This is a genomic window from Bacteroides coprosuis (genome assembly GCF_020741705.1).
Lineage (GTDB): Bacteria > Bacteroidota > Bacteroidia > Bacteroidales > Bacteroidaceae > Bacteroides_E > Bacteroides_E coprosuis.
The window spans coordinates 15357-30739 of record NZ_DYYK01000080.1 but is presented as its reverse complement, the minus strand read 5'-3'; the positions used below and the strand labels follow the sequence as shown (position 1 = coordinate 30739).

General features: G+C 37.0%; 12 protein-coding genes. 3 read left to right on the top strand and 9 right to left on the bottom strand.

All coding sequences use genetic code 11. The annotated features are described in order from the left end of the window. Positions 1-111 precede the first annotated feature (111 nt). The 3 genes from K8V80_RS04790 (at position 112) to K8V80_RS04780 (ending at position 5890) form a co-directional block, all read left to right on the top strand. The gene (locus K8V80_RS04790) at positions 112-1215 is read left to right on the top strand and encodes an efflux RND transporter periplasmic adaptor subunit (RefSeq protein ID WP_006744502.1); all 1104 of its coding nucleotides are present in this window, start codon (positions 112-114) and stop codon (positions 1213-1215) included. A gap of 76 nt (positions 1216-1291) precedes the next feature. Continuing rightward, positions 1292-4438 (top strand): efflux RND transporter permease subunit, encoded by a 3147-nt coding sequence (locus K8V80_RS04785; protein ID WP_276775794.1) that lies wholly within the window; start codon positions 1292-1294, stop codon positions 4436-4438. A 27-nt stretch (positions 4439-4465) separates the two neighbouring features. Next, positions 4466-5890: an efflux transporter outer membrane subunit gene (locus K8V80_RS04780; RefSeq protein WP_006744500.1), complete on the top strand. Its 1425-nt coding sequence runs from the start codon at positions 4466-4468 to the stop codon at positions 5888-5890. A 454-nt stretch (positions 5891-6344) separates the two neighbouring features. Here the strand turns inward: K8V80_RS04780 and K8V80_RS04775 are convergent, their stop codons facing one another. From K8V80_RS04775 to K8V80_RS04735, 9 genes are all read right to left on the bottom strand, one after another. Further along, positions 6345-7268, bottom strand: coding sequence for an NAD(P)-dependent oxidoreductase (locus K8V80_RS04775; RefSeq protein ID WP_276775792.1), 924 nt, complete (start codon positions 7266-7268; stop codon positions 6345-6347). Positions 7269-7301: 33 nt separating this feature from the next. Next, complete coding sequence (gene serC, locus K8V80_RS04770; RefSeq protein ID WP_276775790.1) at positions 7302-8372, bottom strand: 3-phosphoserine/phosphohydroxythreonine transaminase; 1071 nt, start codon at positions 8370-8372, stop codon at positions 7302-7304. A gap of 203 nt (positions 8373-8575) precedes the next feature. Beyond that, a complete protein-coding gene (locus K8V80_RS04765; protein ID WP_276775788.1) occupies positions 8576-9904 on the bottom strand; it encodes a DEAD/DEAH box helicase in 1329 nt (442 codons plus the stop codon). A 151-nt stretch (positions 9905-10055) separates the two neighbouring features. After that, positions 10056-10610: a Fe-S-containing hydro-lyase gene (locus tag K8V80_RS04760; RefSeq protein ID WP_006744496.1), complete on the bottom strand. Its 555-nt coding sequence runs from the start codon at positions 10608-10610 to the stop codon at positions 10056-10058. A gap of 9 nt (positions 10611-10619) precedes the next feature. Further along, positions 10620-11462, bottom strand: coding sequence for a fumarate hydratase (locus tag K8V80_RS04755; protein WP_006744495.1), 843 nt, complete (start codon positions 11460-11462; stop codon positions 10620-10622). Positions 11463-11467: 5 nt separating this feature from the next. Next, entirely contained in the window at positions 11468-12412 is a 945-nt protein-coding gene (locus K8V80_RS04750) for an alanine-tRNA synthetase second additional domain-containing protein (protein ID WP_276775785.1), read from the bottom strand. Positions 12413-12418: 6 nt separating this feature from the next. Further along, positions 12419-12736, bottom strand: coding sequence for a DUF4387 domain-containing protein (locus K8V80_RS04745; RefSeq protein ID WP_006744493.1), 318 nt, complete (start codon positions 12734-12736; stop codon positions 12419-12421). 16 nt (positions 12737-12752) lie between these two features. After that, the gene (locus K8V80_RS04740; protein WP_276775784.1) at positions 12753-14108 is read right to left on the bottom strand and encodes an acyclic terpene utilization AtuA family protein; all 1356 of its coding nucleotides are present in this window, start codon (positions 14106-14108) and stop codon (positions 12753-12755) included. A 27-nt stretch (positions 14109-14135) separates the two neighbouring features. Then, positions 14136-15380 carry a methylaspartate ammonia-lyase gene (locus tag K8V80_RS04735; RefSeq protein ID WP_006744491.1) on the bottom strand — a complete coding sequence of 415 codons (1245 nt, stop codon included), beginning with the start codon at positions 15378-15380 and terminating at the stop codon, positions 14136-14138. Between the last annotated feature and the right edge of the window lie 3 nt (positions 15381-15383).

The following is a 15383-nucleotide window of genomic DNA, read 5'->3' as shown; positions in this document are numbered from 1 at the left end:
TCTTTCATGAACCTAAGAAGTATAAATGACGTTACTTAACGAGGATATAAAGGTAAAGCATACAAGTATTTATACAATAATTAAACAAAGATTTACAGTAAACATTAAATTATGAAATTGTCGAACTTAATTTATGGAATGTCGGCTTTGTTACTACTAGTTTCATGTGGTAATAAATCGCAAAACGCAGGACAAACTGACGTTCAAAAATACCCTACCCAGGTAATTACGGGTCAAGAAGTTGAATTGACTACTACTTATCCTGCTAGCCTGAAAGGACAACAGGATATTGAGATTCGCCCTAGAATTGATGGCTTCATTGATGCCATTTATATTGATGAGGGTTCTCTAGTGAAAAAAGGACAAGCACTTTTCAAAATAAACTCTCCTCAGTCTGAGCAAGCACTAACAAGTGCAAAGGCAGCTATTACAATGGCTCAATCCTCTGTTAATACTGCGAAGTTAAATGTAGATAGAATTAGACCACTTGCAGAAAAAGGCATTGTAGGTAGTGTACAACTTGCTACAGCTGAAGATGCTTACAATTCAGCCTTAGCAGGATTGGCACAAGCTGAAGCCAACCTTAAAAATGCACAAGCTACAATTGGCTGGACAAACGTTACTAGTCCTGTTAATGGATTTGTAGGTGCAATTCCTCTACGTTTAGGTAGTTTGGTAAACTCTATGAATGTACTTACTACAGTAGCCAATGTAGATAGCATTTATGCTTATTTCTCAATGAATGAAAAAGAGTTTTCTACTTTTCTAAGTGAACTTGAAGGTAATACACAAGCCGAAAAAATTAAAAATGCACCACAAGTAAGACTTACTCTTGCAAATGGTACAGAGTACCCTTATGTAGGAAAAATAGGAACCATTACAGGTTCTGTTAATGCTACAACTGGTTCTGTAAGTTTTAGAGCGGTATTCCCAAACAGTAATTTTGAATTAAGAAGTGGTATGAGTGGAAAAATCACTATTCCTACTCACATGGATAATGCTTTAATCATCCCTCAAAAAGCTGTATTTGAGCAACAAAACAAAAACTTAGTTTACCAAGTACAAGGAGATTCTGTAGTATTAAAATCCATTTCTGTTCTACCTACACCTGATGGCAAACAATATGTGGTTACAAGTGGCTTACAAGAAAAAGACAAAATTGTAACTGATGGTATTGTAACTCTACGTCATGGTAAGAAAATAGCTACTGAATAAGTACAACCAACAACAACTTAAGTAATAAAAAGAATTGATACGAAATTCTTATTATTAAAATCAAAATAAAAAGATTGTGTTAAAAACATTTATTGATAGACCGGTATTATCTACTGTAATTTCAATATTTATAGTAGTATTGGGAGTTATAGGTATTGTCACATTACCCGTTGAACAATACCCCGACATTGCACCTCCTACCGTCAATATTTCGACTCAATATCCAGGGGCGAATGCTGACGTTATTATGAAGAGTGTAGTGATCCCTATTGAAGAAGCTGTGAACGGAGTAGAAGGTATGACTTATATGTCTTCTTCGGCTTCAAACTCGGGTATGGCCTCTATTGAAGTTTACTTTGCAAAAGGTGTAGATCCCGACATTGCAGCCGTAAACGTTCAAAACTTGGTGGCTACCGTTACCCCCATTCTTCCAGCTGAAGTAAACAAAATCGGGGTAACTGTAAAGAAACAGTTGAGTAGCTATATTTTAGGTATTTCATTATCGTCTGAAAACCCTGATTATGACGGACAGTTTATTCAAAACTATGCCGACATTAACTTGATACCGCAGATTAAGCGTGTATATGGTGTGGGTGATGCTTCGGTAATGGGTGCTAAAACCTATTCTATGCGTGTGTGGTTGAAACCTGATGTGATGGCATCTTACAAGATGAATCCAACAGAAGTTATCGCTGCACTTGCCGATCAGAATATCGAAGCAGCCCCAGGGGAATTAGGACAAAATAGTGACCAAACTTACCAATATACATTACGCTACACAGGGCGTTTGGAATCACCAGAAGAATTTGAAAATATTATCATTCGTTCTAGCGATAGCCATATCCTGAAATTAAAAGATGTTGCTAATGTAGATTTAGGCTCTTTGAGTTATAATATTATCTCAAAGACAAATGGTAATGAATCTGTATTTATTTCTATCAGCCAAACTGCAGGTTCAAATGCTCAAGAAGTAATTAATAACATTAAGAATGTTCTTGATGAAGCAGCTCCATCATTCCCTCCAGGGTTAAAGATGTCTTACTTAATGGATGCAAACAACTTCTTAGATGCATCTATATCCAAAGTTCTTCAAACTCTATTTGAAGCTCTTATACTCGTATTCTTGGTTGTATTCCTTTTCTTACAAGATTGGAAATCAACTTTGATCCCTGGTATAGCGGTACCCGTAGCCATCATTGGTACATTCTTCTTTCTGCACGTTATGGGCTTCTCAGTCAACATTTTGACTCTATTTGCCCTTGTTTTGGCGATTGGTATTGTAGTAGATGATGCTATTATTGTGGTAGAAGCTGTCCATGCCCATATGGAAGCAGGAGAGACAGATCCTAGACAAGCAGCTATAGCAGCTATGAAAGAGATTTCACCAGCTATTGTTTCAATAACCTTAGTGATGTCTTCTGTATTTATACCTGTCAGCTTTATTGGAGGTACATCGGGAGTATTCTTCCGTCAGTTTGGTTTGACTCTTGCTATTGCGATTGCTCTATCAGCAGTAAACGCACTAACTTTGAGTCCTGCACTTTGTGCTTTATTTTTAAAGCCAGACTTGAAAAGTGGAGAAAAGAAGAAAAACTTTGCACAGCGTTTCTTTGTATTCTTTAATGCAAATTTTGATGCTGCCACTCAAAAGTACAAATCATCTCTTCACTTCTTAGGAAAAAGAGGACATCGCTGGATTACTGTAGCAATTATTATCACATTCTCAGGATTACTTTACTTCATGATGCAAACAACTCCTACAGGTTTTGTTCCTCAAGAAGATGGAGGGACTATGGTAGGATTGGTTTCTCTTCCTCCTGGTTCATCCTTGGAAAGAACAGACTCTGTAGTAAATGAATTGATACAGATCACCAAAGAAGTAGAAGAGATAAACTTTGCAACAGAAATTACAGGTGTTAACTTCCTCGGAGGTATGGGAGGTATTGCTAGTTCTTACTCCACAATTTTCATGAATTTGAAACACTGGAACGAACGTGATAAAAAACCCGATGATATTGCAGCTTATTTATCTCAAAGAACAGCGAGCATCCCCAATGCTACATTTATGTTCTTTGGTATGCCTACTCTACAAGGTTTTGGTATGAGTACGGGAGTTGAGATGAAAATGCAAGATAAAACAGGGGGTGATATTTTTACATTTTATGATAATGTAAACAACTTCCTAGCTGGTATGAACCAAAGAAAAGAAGTTATGGTGGCTATGACAACATTCAACCCTAACTTCCCTCAAAGAGAGATTTCTGCTGACATTGCTAAAATCAAAGAAGCTGGACTTACTCTACAAGATGTTATGACTGCTATGCAGGCTTATATTGGTAGTATGTATGTATCCGATTTCAACTTGTATGGTAAGCAATATCGTGTAATGCTTCAAGCACCACCAGAATATCGTAAGCAACTCGAAGACCTTGAAGGTATTCAAATTCGTACGGCTTATGGAGAAATGGCTCCTTTAACTGAGTTTATTTCTACCAAACCTGTTATGGGACCTCAAGCTTTGACTCGTTTCAATATGTTCCAATCTATGGACGTAACTATTATGCCAAACTCGATAGATGGCTATAGCTCGGGTGACGTTATTAATGCTGTAAAAGAAGTTGCTGCAAACACTCTTCCTACAGGTTATGGTTACGAGTTCTCGGGTATGACACGTGAAGAAACCTCACAAGGATCACAGGTAGGTATTATCTTCTTTATCTGTATTGTCTTTGTGTACTTGCTTCTTGCTGCTCTTTACGAAAGTTACATTATACCATTGGCGGTGTTGCTTTCACTTCCTATTGGTTTGGCTGGGGTATTCATCTTTATCAAGATATTTGGCTCACACATCGGTATTGTAAACAATATTTATGTACAGATATCTATGATTATGTTGATCGGACTTCTTGCCAAGAATGCTATTTTGATTGTGGAGTATGCTCTTCAACGTCGTCAGCAAGGACAAACTGTTGTTGAAGCGGCAGTAAACGGAGCTGTTGCTCGTCTTCGTCCGATCTTAATGACATCTTTCGCATTAATTATTGGTTTACTTCCTCTAATGTTTGCATCTGGTGCAGGTGCTACTGGTAACCGTTCTATCGGTATCAGCGCTGTGGGAGGTATGTTCGTGGGTACAATGATTGGTGTATTGGTTATTCCAACACTTTATATCGTATTCCAAACTATTCAAGACCGATTCAGTAAAAAGACGTCTAAGAAATAGAGGCAAACATTTTATAAAGTAGAAACTATGAAATTTAAATTAAAATACGGAAAAGTGTTACTTGGATTGATAGCGATTGCAGGATTACAGTCTTGTCAAGTTACAAATCGCTACAAATCTCCCGAGCTAGATACTAAAAATCTATACCGTGAGATGAATCCAAGTGATTCAACCACAATAGCAGATATTCCTTGGTCGGAGTACTTTAAGGATACTCAACTACAAGGTTATATTGCCGAAGCATTGAATAACAACTACGATATGCTTATGGCAGAACAAAGGATAAAGCAAGCAGAAGCTGCCCTAGGAATGGCACGTGCTGCTTATTTCCCTGAATTGGCACTAAGTGCACAAGTTAATCAAACAAGATTAAGTAGTGCCGATCCCCTTACTGGTATGCCACAAGATAGAAACAGCCTAGCTTATCACTCCGAAAAGTATAGTTTAGGACTTGTAGCTAGCTGGGAACTTGATATTTGGGGTAAGCTAAACCGCCAATCTAGAGCTAAATATGCTGATATGCTAAATAGCTATGCAGGTAGAACATTGATTCAAACCTCGCTTATTTCTAGTGTAGCCAATAGCTACTATTCTCTTTTAGCGCTTGATGAGCAACTGAAAGTAACCAAAGAGATGATTACTTTTATGGAAGAAAGCTTGGTTACTATGGAAGCTATGAAAGAAGGAGGAATGGTTACAGCTGCTGCTGTAGAACAATCGAGAGCATCACTTCACAATGTAAGAACTACGGTTCCCGATTTGGAGAGTGCCATCTACCAATTGGAAAATGCACTCAGTGTAATGCTAGGTCGTGATGCTGGTCATATTGAAAGAAGCACTATTGCTGCTCAATATATTCCTACTTCACTTGCTTCAGGTGTACCTGTACAGATGTTGTCAAGACGCCCTGATGTACAACAGGCAGAACTTACTTTCCGTGCAGCTTTCGAACTTAAAAATGCTGCTCAAGCAAGCTTCTACCCTGCTATTACATTATCATCGGGTATGATAGGTTATGCTACAACAAATACACTAAGTCAGTTTTTTAAACCAGAAAACCTGATAGCAAATCTTGTAGGTGGATTAACTCAACCTATCTTTGCTCGTAAAAAGCTAGTAACTCAATTGAAAGTGGCTAAGGCCGAACAAAAAGCAACACTTTATGCTTTTGAAAAAGCGGTTTTAACGGCTGGAAAAGAAGTTTCGGACATCATGAATGTCTATGAAAACTCATTGAAAAAGAATGCTGATAGAGCTATAGAAGTAGATTCTCAAAGGAAATCTATGGAATATACGCAAGAGCTTCTTAAAGCTGGTGAGGCAACCTACCTTGAGGTTATAAGTGCTCAACAAGGTTTACTACAAGCACAGCTCAATCAAACTAATGATAAGCTGCAGCAACTCCAAGCATGTACAAACTTGTATCGTGCACTAGGTGGTGGTATTAATTAATAACTGATAATAAATCTATAGAAAAGAGACTGTCTTAGACTAGACAGTCTCTTTTTTTATATCCCTTACAGAAGAACTAGATGCACTCTATTTGTTGTCTTTATACAAGCAGTTGCAGACTTCTACTTATATGAATAAAAATACACACAAAAACGACTATTTTAAATGACTTACTCAAAAGAGTACTTTGTCAGGGTTAAAATCATACTTTGACACCGACATGATGAAACGATGTCGGTGTCAAAATAAATAAGTTATTTAGTCTTAGAATAATACGTATTTACATTCATTTATAAATACATGTTTATGCTTATTAATCTTCAAATTATACCCAATAAAAAAGCCCTCTATTCGCATAGAAGGCTTCTCTCAGTACTAATCATTGCCAACAGTAAAACTAGTTAGACAATTGTGCGATAACCATCGCTATTACATAAAAACACTAAATTGAGGTCTAATTAACTTTAAAATCTACATTACCCGACTCGAAGTAATTGATCAACTCCCTAGCAGCAGCAACAGCAGCATTACTATTCGCTTCAAGAGTTTGTGCACCCATCTTTTTAGGAGTTGCAAAATAACGGTTACCCATTTCTAAAAATTCTGCGGGATGTGCAGGAGCAATATCTGTAAGATATTTCATCTGAGGTCTTTCTTTCATCATGGCTATAAGATCTTCCTCATGAATAACTTCCTTACGAGCCGTATTAATAAGAATAGCTTTTTCGGGCAAATTCTGCATCAGCTCCCTATTTATCACCTTTTTAGTTAAAGGAGTATAGGGTAAGTGAATAGAAATAATATCCGATTTAGAATATAGTTCCTCAGCACAAGAAACAGGCTCTACTCCAGAACGATAGATTACAACCGATGGAGTATAAGGGTCATAGGCCAACACATTCATTCCAAAACCTTTGGCAATACGGGCAACATTCTGACCAACATTACCAAAAGCATGAATTCCTAGTGTTTTCCCTTTAAGCTCAAACCCCGAAACACCATTAAACCCATTGCGTGCTCCCCAAAGGAGCATACCAAAAACAAGTTCGGCAACAGCATTAGCATTTTGTCCAGGCGTATTCATAACAATAACACCTGCATCGTGTGCAGCTTTAATATCAATATTATCAAAGCCAGACCCTGCACGAACAATCACCTTAAGCTGATTACCTGCTTTAATTATTTCTTTATCTATAATGTCGCTTCTTACGATTAATGCATCGACATTTTTCAGTCGTTCCATTAATTCTTTTCGATCGGCATAAGCTTCTAGCTGCTCGAGCTTAATGTTAGCAGCACCCAGTGCCTCTTCCATCTGCTGTATGGCAGATTGGGCAAAAGGTTTTTGGGTAGCAAGAAGCACCTCTATCCTATTCATAAAACTAATCTTTTTCTAAAAATAATTCCTTAATTAACTATTCAGCTTCTCGAACTCCTTCATACAATCTACAAGTACTTGTACACTACTCATAGGCATTGCATTATAAAGAGAAGCTCTAAACCCACCCGTAATACGGTGACCTTTGATACCTACTATTCCTCTCTCATCAGCAAATTTCAAGAACTCACCTTCAAGAGATTGATATTCTGGTTTTAAAACAAAGCGAACATTCATACGTGAACGATCTTCATGAGCTACAGTACCCTCGAACATAGAGTTGCGATCTATTTCACCATAAAGAAGATGAGCACGATCTATTGCTCTTTGTTCCATCACTTTTACTCCACCTTGTTTTTTGATCCAGCGCAATGTCATTAATGCCGAATAAATAGGCAATACGGGAGGTGTATTAAACATAGATTCCTTATCTACATGCACTTTATAATTCAACATAGTAGGAATATAACGATCTACTTTTTCCAAAGCATCGTCTTTCACAATTACAAAAGATAAACCTGAAGGAGCTAAATTCTTTTGAGCACCACCATAAATACAAATATACTTGGATACATCTATCGGTCTAGAAAAAATATCTGATGACATATCTGCTACCAAAGGTATGGGAGAATCAAAATCCTCAAAGTATTCTGTTCCATAGACTGTATTATTTGTAGTGAAATGCAAATAATCTGCATCAGCAGGTATTTTGAAATTCTTGGGCAAATAGCTATACTTTTTATCCTCTGAAGAGGCTGTAATATCCACTTCGCCAAAAGCTTTTGCTTCTTTGATGGCTTTGTGAGCCCAAACACCAGTATCTAAGTAAGCTGCTTTCTTCTTTAAAAAATTAAATGGAACTCGACAGAATTCCATACTAGCACCACCACCCAAAAATAAAACAGTATAGCCTTTCGGAATGGATAGCAATTCATGGAATAACGAACGCGCTTCATCTATTACAGCTTGAAAATCCTTCGATCGATGACTGATTTCAAGGACTGATAATCCGGAACCATTCAAATTTAATACAGCTTCTGCTGTTGCTTCTATTACTTCACGAGGTAAAATAGAAGGGCCTGCATAGAAATTGTGCTTTACCATTTTATTCTTCTAATTTTTGTATTCTTATTATCTATCTAAAGATAGATTAAATCACGAATGTAGTAAAAGATAAGTCTATTTCAAATAATTAACTCATTTTTTACACACAAACACTTATATTAATAACGTTTTGATTTCAAAAAAGGTTAGTAAATATCATAATGATAATTTACCAACCTTATATATTTTGTATAGATATTCAATTAATACGCCTCTTGGAAGATCGTTTTCATCCCCTTAATCTTTTCATTCCGAATCAATTGTAAGAGTTGTTTTACTTTTTTACGCTGAACAGCAACATAAGAAAAATGGTCTTTAACCATTATTTTACCAACATCCCCTTTAGTCAGACGCCCTGTCTTGTGCATGAAGCCGACAATATCAATTACATTTACTTTATCTTTTTTTCCTTTACCCACGTAGAGAGTAACCCATTCTGACTCTGCTGGGGCAGGAATAGACTGTTGAAATTCATAGGTAGGAACTTCTTCTTTGATAAATTCAGGAAGAATTTCTTCTTCATGTAAAATCACATACGAAGTACCTTCTGCCTGCCAACGTGCTGTTCTCCCATTTCTATGGGTAAAAGCTTCTTCATTGAGTGGTAAGTGATAGTGAATTACATGTTCTACTTCGGGGATATCAAGTCCTCGTGCAGCAAGATCTGTCGCTATTAACGTATAAGCTGATCCGTTACTAAACTTAAACAATCCACTTTCGCGCATATCTTGCTCTAGCCCTCCATGAAAAGGAACGGAAGCAATTTTATTCTTTTCAAGATATTGGTGAATACGATCGACAGACTCACGATGATTACAAAATACGATTGAAGATTCTGCCCCAATGGTACATAAAAGTTTAAAAAGCGTCTCTAGTTTATCTTTTCCTGGAGAATGCACCTGCATCAGTTGAATACGACTCGCTAGCTCATCCTTCTCATCCAGAAAATCTAAACGTGCAACTCTTCCTACTCCAGTAAACTGAGGTATTTCTTTAGCATCGGTGGCAGAGAGTAGAAATCGACGTTTCAAGGCAGGTAGAAGATGAATTATCTCAGCCATATCTTCATGGAAACCCAGTTCTAGAGATTTATCAAACTCATCTATAATCAATAATTCAATGTCGGAAACATCTACATTCCCTCTGTTCATATGATCGAGGATACGACCAGGAGTACCCACTAGAACATGAGGGCTACCAGTCAGCAAGCTGTTTTTTTCCTCTTGAATAGAATGACCACCATAGGCACAAACAGAGTTAAATCCCGATTTCAAAGAAGAGAACACTCTATTGACCTGCTGAGCTAATTCACGAGAAGGGACAAGGATAAGCGTAGATATCTTTTTAGGCTTATTCTCTTTCAAGTTCAAAAGTAAAGGAAGTAAATAAGCCAATGTTTTACCTGAACCAGTAGGCGATAAAACAATTAAATCACGTTTATCAATAGCCAGATTGATAGTCTTTTGCTGTAAAGGAGTAAGCTCATCGATGCCTAACTCCTGCATAGCTTGCTTTATAATATCTTTATTCATAAGTACTACAAAGATACGAAAAACACAAATCGAAAGACTCTCGCCCTTGTTAAATATTTTTATAATTGATTTTTGAGCATAAAAAAAGGGAGTAATTAGGACTGGTAATTACTCCCTTCTAATGTACTGATGTACATTAATTTACTTTAAACTACTTAGCATATGTTGCTCGACCTTTCTCGTAATAGTTTTCGCCGAGACTATCGATAGCAACAATAACAGGCAAGTCCTTTACCACTAGTTTTCTAATGGCTTCTGGACCTAAGTCATCATAAGCGATAACTTCTGCCTCTTGAACACATTTTGCCATTAAAGCAGCAGCACCACCAATGGCAGCAAAATATAGCCCTTTATGTTGAACTATACTTTCAATAACGTTTTCATCTCTCAAACCTTTTCCTACCATAAATCGAAGACCTTCTTCAATCAATTGGGGAGAGAATTTATCCATTCTTCCACCAGTTGTTGGTCCTACAGATCCGATAGGTTTACCAGGTTTTGCTGGACATGGACCCGCATAATAAACTACAGAACCTTCAAAATCGAAAGGCATAGGTTTACCAGCATCCAAATCATCACATAAACGTTGATGAGCAGCATCTCTTGCTGTATAAATTACACCTGAAAGGTAAGCCATATCTCCTGCTTTAAGCTTAGATACATCTTTATCTGTCAAAGGCGTTGTTAATTCAATTCTTTCTTCCATACTCCCCTCCTATAGTGCTCCATCAGCATGACGCGTAGCATGGCAACCAATATTTACAGAAACAGGAAGACCTGCTATATGCGTAGCGTTAGTTAATATATGTACGGCCATCGCTGTGGTAGTTCCACCAAATCCAGCAGGTCCGATACCTAATTTATTAATTTTCTCAAGAAGTTCTTCCTCCAAATCATTCAGCATGGGGTTTTCATTCTTTGAACCAACAGGGCGTAATAAAGCTTTTTTGCTCAAATAAGCACATCTCTCTAAAGTACCACCAATACCTACACCTACAATGATAGGTGGACAAGGATTAGCTCCTGCTTCAGAAACTACTTGAAGAATAAAATCTTTTACTCCTTCAATACCTTGGCTCGGTACAAGCATCTTTAACTGACTCTTATTTTCGCTACCAAAACCTTTTGGAGCAACTGTTATCTTGAAAGTATCACCAGGTACTAATTCATAGTGAATCACTGCTGGTGTATTATCTTTAGTATTTACACGATCCAATGGATCTTTAACAACAGATTTTCTCAGATATCCCTTGGTATAACCTTGACGAACACCTTGATTGATGGCATCTTCTAAAAAGCCTCCAACTAGCTGAACATCTTGTCCCATAGTAACAAATACTACAGTCATACCTGTATCTTGGCACATCGGACTGCACTCAGCTTTAGCAATCTCAGCATTTTCTATCAAGGTATTTAGAATACCTCTTCCCAATGGAGATTCCTCTTTTTGAGCACGCATCTTCAGACAGCTTTTAATATCAGCAGCCAATACTGTGTTGGCTTCAATACAAAGCTTTTCTACCAAGTCGGTAACTTGAGATACATTTATTTGTCTCATATAGATTAATCGTTATTACTTCGTTTAAAAAAGTGAATGGTATTGCGATTGGAAAGATCACTATCAACATCGCCTATTAACCCTACTAAACAATATGTTTTAGTTTTAGAGTCGTAAATAAACTTTCGCACTAGATAGAAATCTTCTATTTCCGATGTATTGCGCACATGAATACGAGCTCCATCACAAGGAAGAACCCTTTCACCTACTTTGATGTGTTCTTCATCATAATAGGCTATAGGAAGATTCATAGCAATTAACTCATGAATACGATCAGCTAGATAATTAAAGTCGAGATCTATTTCATTGTAAAAACGTAATAAGAATCCACAACGCACATCCGAACTGTAATAGAAATCAGTAAAGACACCCATTTCATCTTCCAACACTAGCATAGTAAGTTCCTCAGCTGAGTGAGCCATCTTACGATACTTCTGAGATTGATGAACAATGGTATAAATGCTTTCAGGTAGCGGACCAAAAACACTAGGACGAGTAACAATAATCTCTTCCCCAATGCCCACAATAATATCAGCATTCATTCCTAAAGCGGGATATAATAGATTGAAATGTTCTATGATTACCCTGCGGTTTTGAGCTAAAACCCTTTTAACGAAATCAACGATTTCGTGCATCTGAACGAATGCCATTTGAAAGCGCACGTCAATATGATAAGTTGATGCATCCGTTAGATCTTCAAAGGGGTTTCTAGCCTGCATTATTTTGCGCGGATTCATGACATCATCATCATTAGAGAGTTCCAGTCCTGGAAACAGCCCTTTGATAAGGGATGATTTTCCAGAACCAGCATCTCCTACTATTCCGATTAATTTATCGTTATAGTGTAAATGTTGATGCGCAATTTGTTCCCCCAAGAAGATTAGCCTCTCCTTGCCTCTGGGAGCATAATACTGCGAAGAGACCGAATATTCTTGTAAGAGATTTCGCATACTTTATTATAGTTTAAACTGAAACTTCATTAAAGGAGCATGTTGTTGAGCTCCATAAACATCAGTTTCACCAAGTGATCCTGATGGAATAGGACGAACAATAGTTATTTTGATAGCCTTAGCTGGATCAAAATATACAAGACTAATAATATCTGATTCAGGGATATTATAAAGAGGAGCAAAAACTTTTTTATTCATTATCTGAGCCTCTTTAGCCTTATTGTACATATCGAAATCTTTAAAAATGATATCGAAAGTGAGTTCATATGGGCCTGAATTCTTACTACGAATTACTGAAGCCACATCCATTAACTTATATTCCATAATTTCTCCTCCTTATTTAAAAATTAATGTATTCGATTGGGAATAGCGATACAGGGTCTGCCACTTTTAATAAGTGATAAACATTAAATTCGAACACTTCACCCACGTGACAATCTGATGGTGAGAATGGGAAAGCCAAGTTACCAGCAGTAGAAATACGTCCTTCATAACCATAGTGAAGCATAGTACTTCTTGCAAAGCCACAAATCGTATCAGCATGTTGTTGAGTATCAGCAACAGCCTCAATAATAATTAGTAATTCATCACCTGTCTCACCTTCAATACCCTTAAACATAGACATAACACCATTCTTACCATAGATTTTAAAATCTAAGAAGAACTTCATGCCATAATGCTTAAAGTTATCTTCAACTCTCTTCTTCACATTAACAACGATATCATCTATCTTGCTAATCATGATTGGGTCTTTAATTGCAGCACAAGAGATAGTACGATAACCTACCTTACGAACACCTTCAAGTTTTACAAAATACTCATCTGTAGGAACGAATTTTGTACCTGCTACATGTACCTTATTATCATCTACCTGAGTAAATTTAGTATCATGTAAGTTTAGAGCACCCCCTGGACCAGGAAGGATATATGGATTAGTTTTTTCATATAGCGTATGAGCAGCTACCGACAGAGTAGTACATTTACGTAGAGGAGACAATGGCTCAAGAATAAAGCCGTCTTCACGTAAATAACCAAACATACAATCGCTACCACTACCTGGCAAACAAGTAATTGCTGCACACTCAAGGATCTTTCCTAAGTGAAGAGCTAAGCCCTTATCAAAACCGTTTTTCACAGCTAGAGAAGCAAAAACAGAAGGGTCATAAGAACGACCAGCTAATATAACATCTGCACCACTTTCTAGAGCTTTGATAAATGGTTCTTCACCCATTTGAGCTACGATACGAACCGATTCATCAACATCTTTTTCTGTAATTGGTTTTGCAGGAGCCAAAGGAGTTACATTTCCTTTTTTCAATTCAGCTTTGATAAAATCTTTATCAAACTCTGATTGAATAATTGCCAATTTAAAGTTTAACTTTTTTTCTTTAGCAATCTCCTTGATTATATTTAAAGTTAACTCTACGTGAGGTCTTCCTCCAGAACCACCAGCCGAACCAATGATTACAGGTACTTTATTTTCAAGCCCTGCAGGTATCATTATTTCCAAATCACGCTTTACAGCATTAGGATCTGTAAATGATATACCAGCACCTAAATAATAAGGACCTGGGTCTGTAGAACCTGCGTCCACAGCAATAACATCTGGTTTACGTTCCATTCCTGCTTGGAATGATTCTATGGGGAACCCATAGCCTAATATAGCGGTTGTAGATAGAATTCTCAACTCTTTCATAAGTATCTATTTTTAAAGGTTTACAAATTAAAGTTTGTTTTTAAGTGCTAAGATTCTACTCATTTCATTGAATACAATCATATAGCCTTCGTCAACACCCATACCTGGTTTTGCAAGGTATTGGATAGGAGATGTTGCCATAGCAATGTTTGCACAAACTTCTGAAGAACGGTTTGTTTCGTTACAAGTACCACCCAAATAAGCATCAACACCTTCTTTGTTACAGAAGATTACAGCTTCGATAGCATTATTGATACCACCTAAGTCTGGAGTTTTAATTTGGATCATATGACCAGCTTTAGCTAATGTAAAGTCTTTGATATCTTCCAAAGTATTACACCATTCGTCTGCTACAATTTTAGCAGGAGTCTTGTGATCATCTAACAATTTACGAAGAGTACTTAACGCCTTGATTTGATCTACTTTACCATCCATATCAACTGGACCTTCAACACGAAGTTCGAATGGAGCAACTATTTCAGCTAATTCACCAATATAGTTTGCAATTTTTTCTAGATCGTTATTAAATACAATACTTAAAGTTCCATAAACGTCAATATGAATTGCAGGTTTATAAGAATCATAAGGTTTGTGAGTTACGATTCTATCTTTCAACCAAGTCAAGTATTCTTTAATTTTTTCTCCCTTGAAGCCTACTTTAGTTTCAACATGATTAAATAAAGCATGTGGCAATACGTCAACACCTTTAATAATCATTTTGTCCACGTTAAGATAGCGATCATCTCCTGATTGAGAGAAAATAGGAATCATTTTATCAGAGATAGTTACTCCGTATTCATCGGCAATTACTTGAGCCATTAATTTTGTTTTGCTCTTAGCTACTGCATCCAAACATGCTTGAGTAACACCATAACGAATAGCAGTGTGGTATTTTTTACCAGTAGATGGACTTGTTGTTTTATCTACTCTATCTGCCATTTCTTTGAATGTTGTGATGTCCTTGCCTTCGTAAAGTGGTGCAATCTCTTTTTCAATTAGAGGAATAAAGTTTTCTGCTAAGAAAAGAGGATCTCTACCACCTGCTCCTGAGTATTGTACAGCTGCACAATCACCATGAGCAATAGCTCCGTTTTCAAGTATGAATAGTACTGAAATTGACTCACCAGCTTGACGAACTGATGTAAAACCTGGAGTTACAGGCTCACCTAAATAAAATGCTCCATCATTTTTAGCACCTTGTTTAATTGCTTTTTGGTCGTCAAAGTAAAAACCTGTTTTACCTGGGGCACATATAACTTTTTTAATTTTCATAGT

Coding starts and splice junctions, on each gene's coding strand:
- K8V80_RS04790 (WP_006744502.1), top strand. CDS start 112: ATGAAATTGTCGAACTTAATTTATGGAATGTCGGCTTTGTTACTACTA.
- K8V80_RS04780 (WP_006744500.1), top strand. CDS start 4,466: ATGAAATTTAAATTAAAATACGGAAAAGTGTTACTTGGATTGATAGCG.
- K8V80_RS04775 (WP_276775792.1), bottom strand. CDS start 7,268: ATGAATAGGATAGAGGTGCTTCTTGCTACCCAAAAACCTTTTGCCCAA.
- serC (WP_276775790.1), bottom strand. CDS start 8,372: ATGGTAAAGCACAATTTCTATGCAGGCCCTTCTATTTTACCTCGTGAA.
- K8V80_RS04765 (WP_276775788.1), bottom strand. CDS start 9,904: ATGAATAAAGATATTATAAAGCAAGCTATGCAGGAGTTAGGCATCGAT.
- K8V80_RS04760 (WP_006744496.1), bottom strand. CDS start 10,610: ATGGAAGAAAGAATTGAATTAACAACGCCTTTGACAGATAAAGATGTA.
- K8V80_RS04755 (WP_006744495.1), bottom strand. CDS start 11,462: ATGAGACAAATAAATGTATCTCAAGTTACCGACTTGGTAGAAAAGCTT.
- K8V80_RS04750 (WP_276775785.1), bottom strand. CDS start 12,412: ATGCGAAATCTCTTACAAGAATATTCGGTCTCTTCGCAGTATTATGCT.
- K8V80_RS04745 (WP_006744493.1), bottom strand. CDS start 12,736: ATGGAATATAAGTTAATGGATGTGGCTTCAGTAATTCGTAGTAAGAAT.
- K8V80_RS04740 (WP_276775784.1), bottom strand. CDS start 14,108: ATGAAAGAGTTGAGAATTCTATCTACAACCGCTATATTAGGCTATGGG.
- K8V80_RS04735 (WP_006744491.1), bottom strand. CDS start 15,380: ATGAAAATTAAAAAAGTTATATGTGCCCCAGGTAAAACAGGTTTTTAC.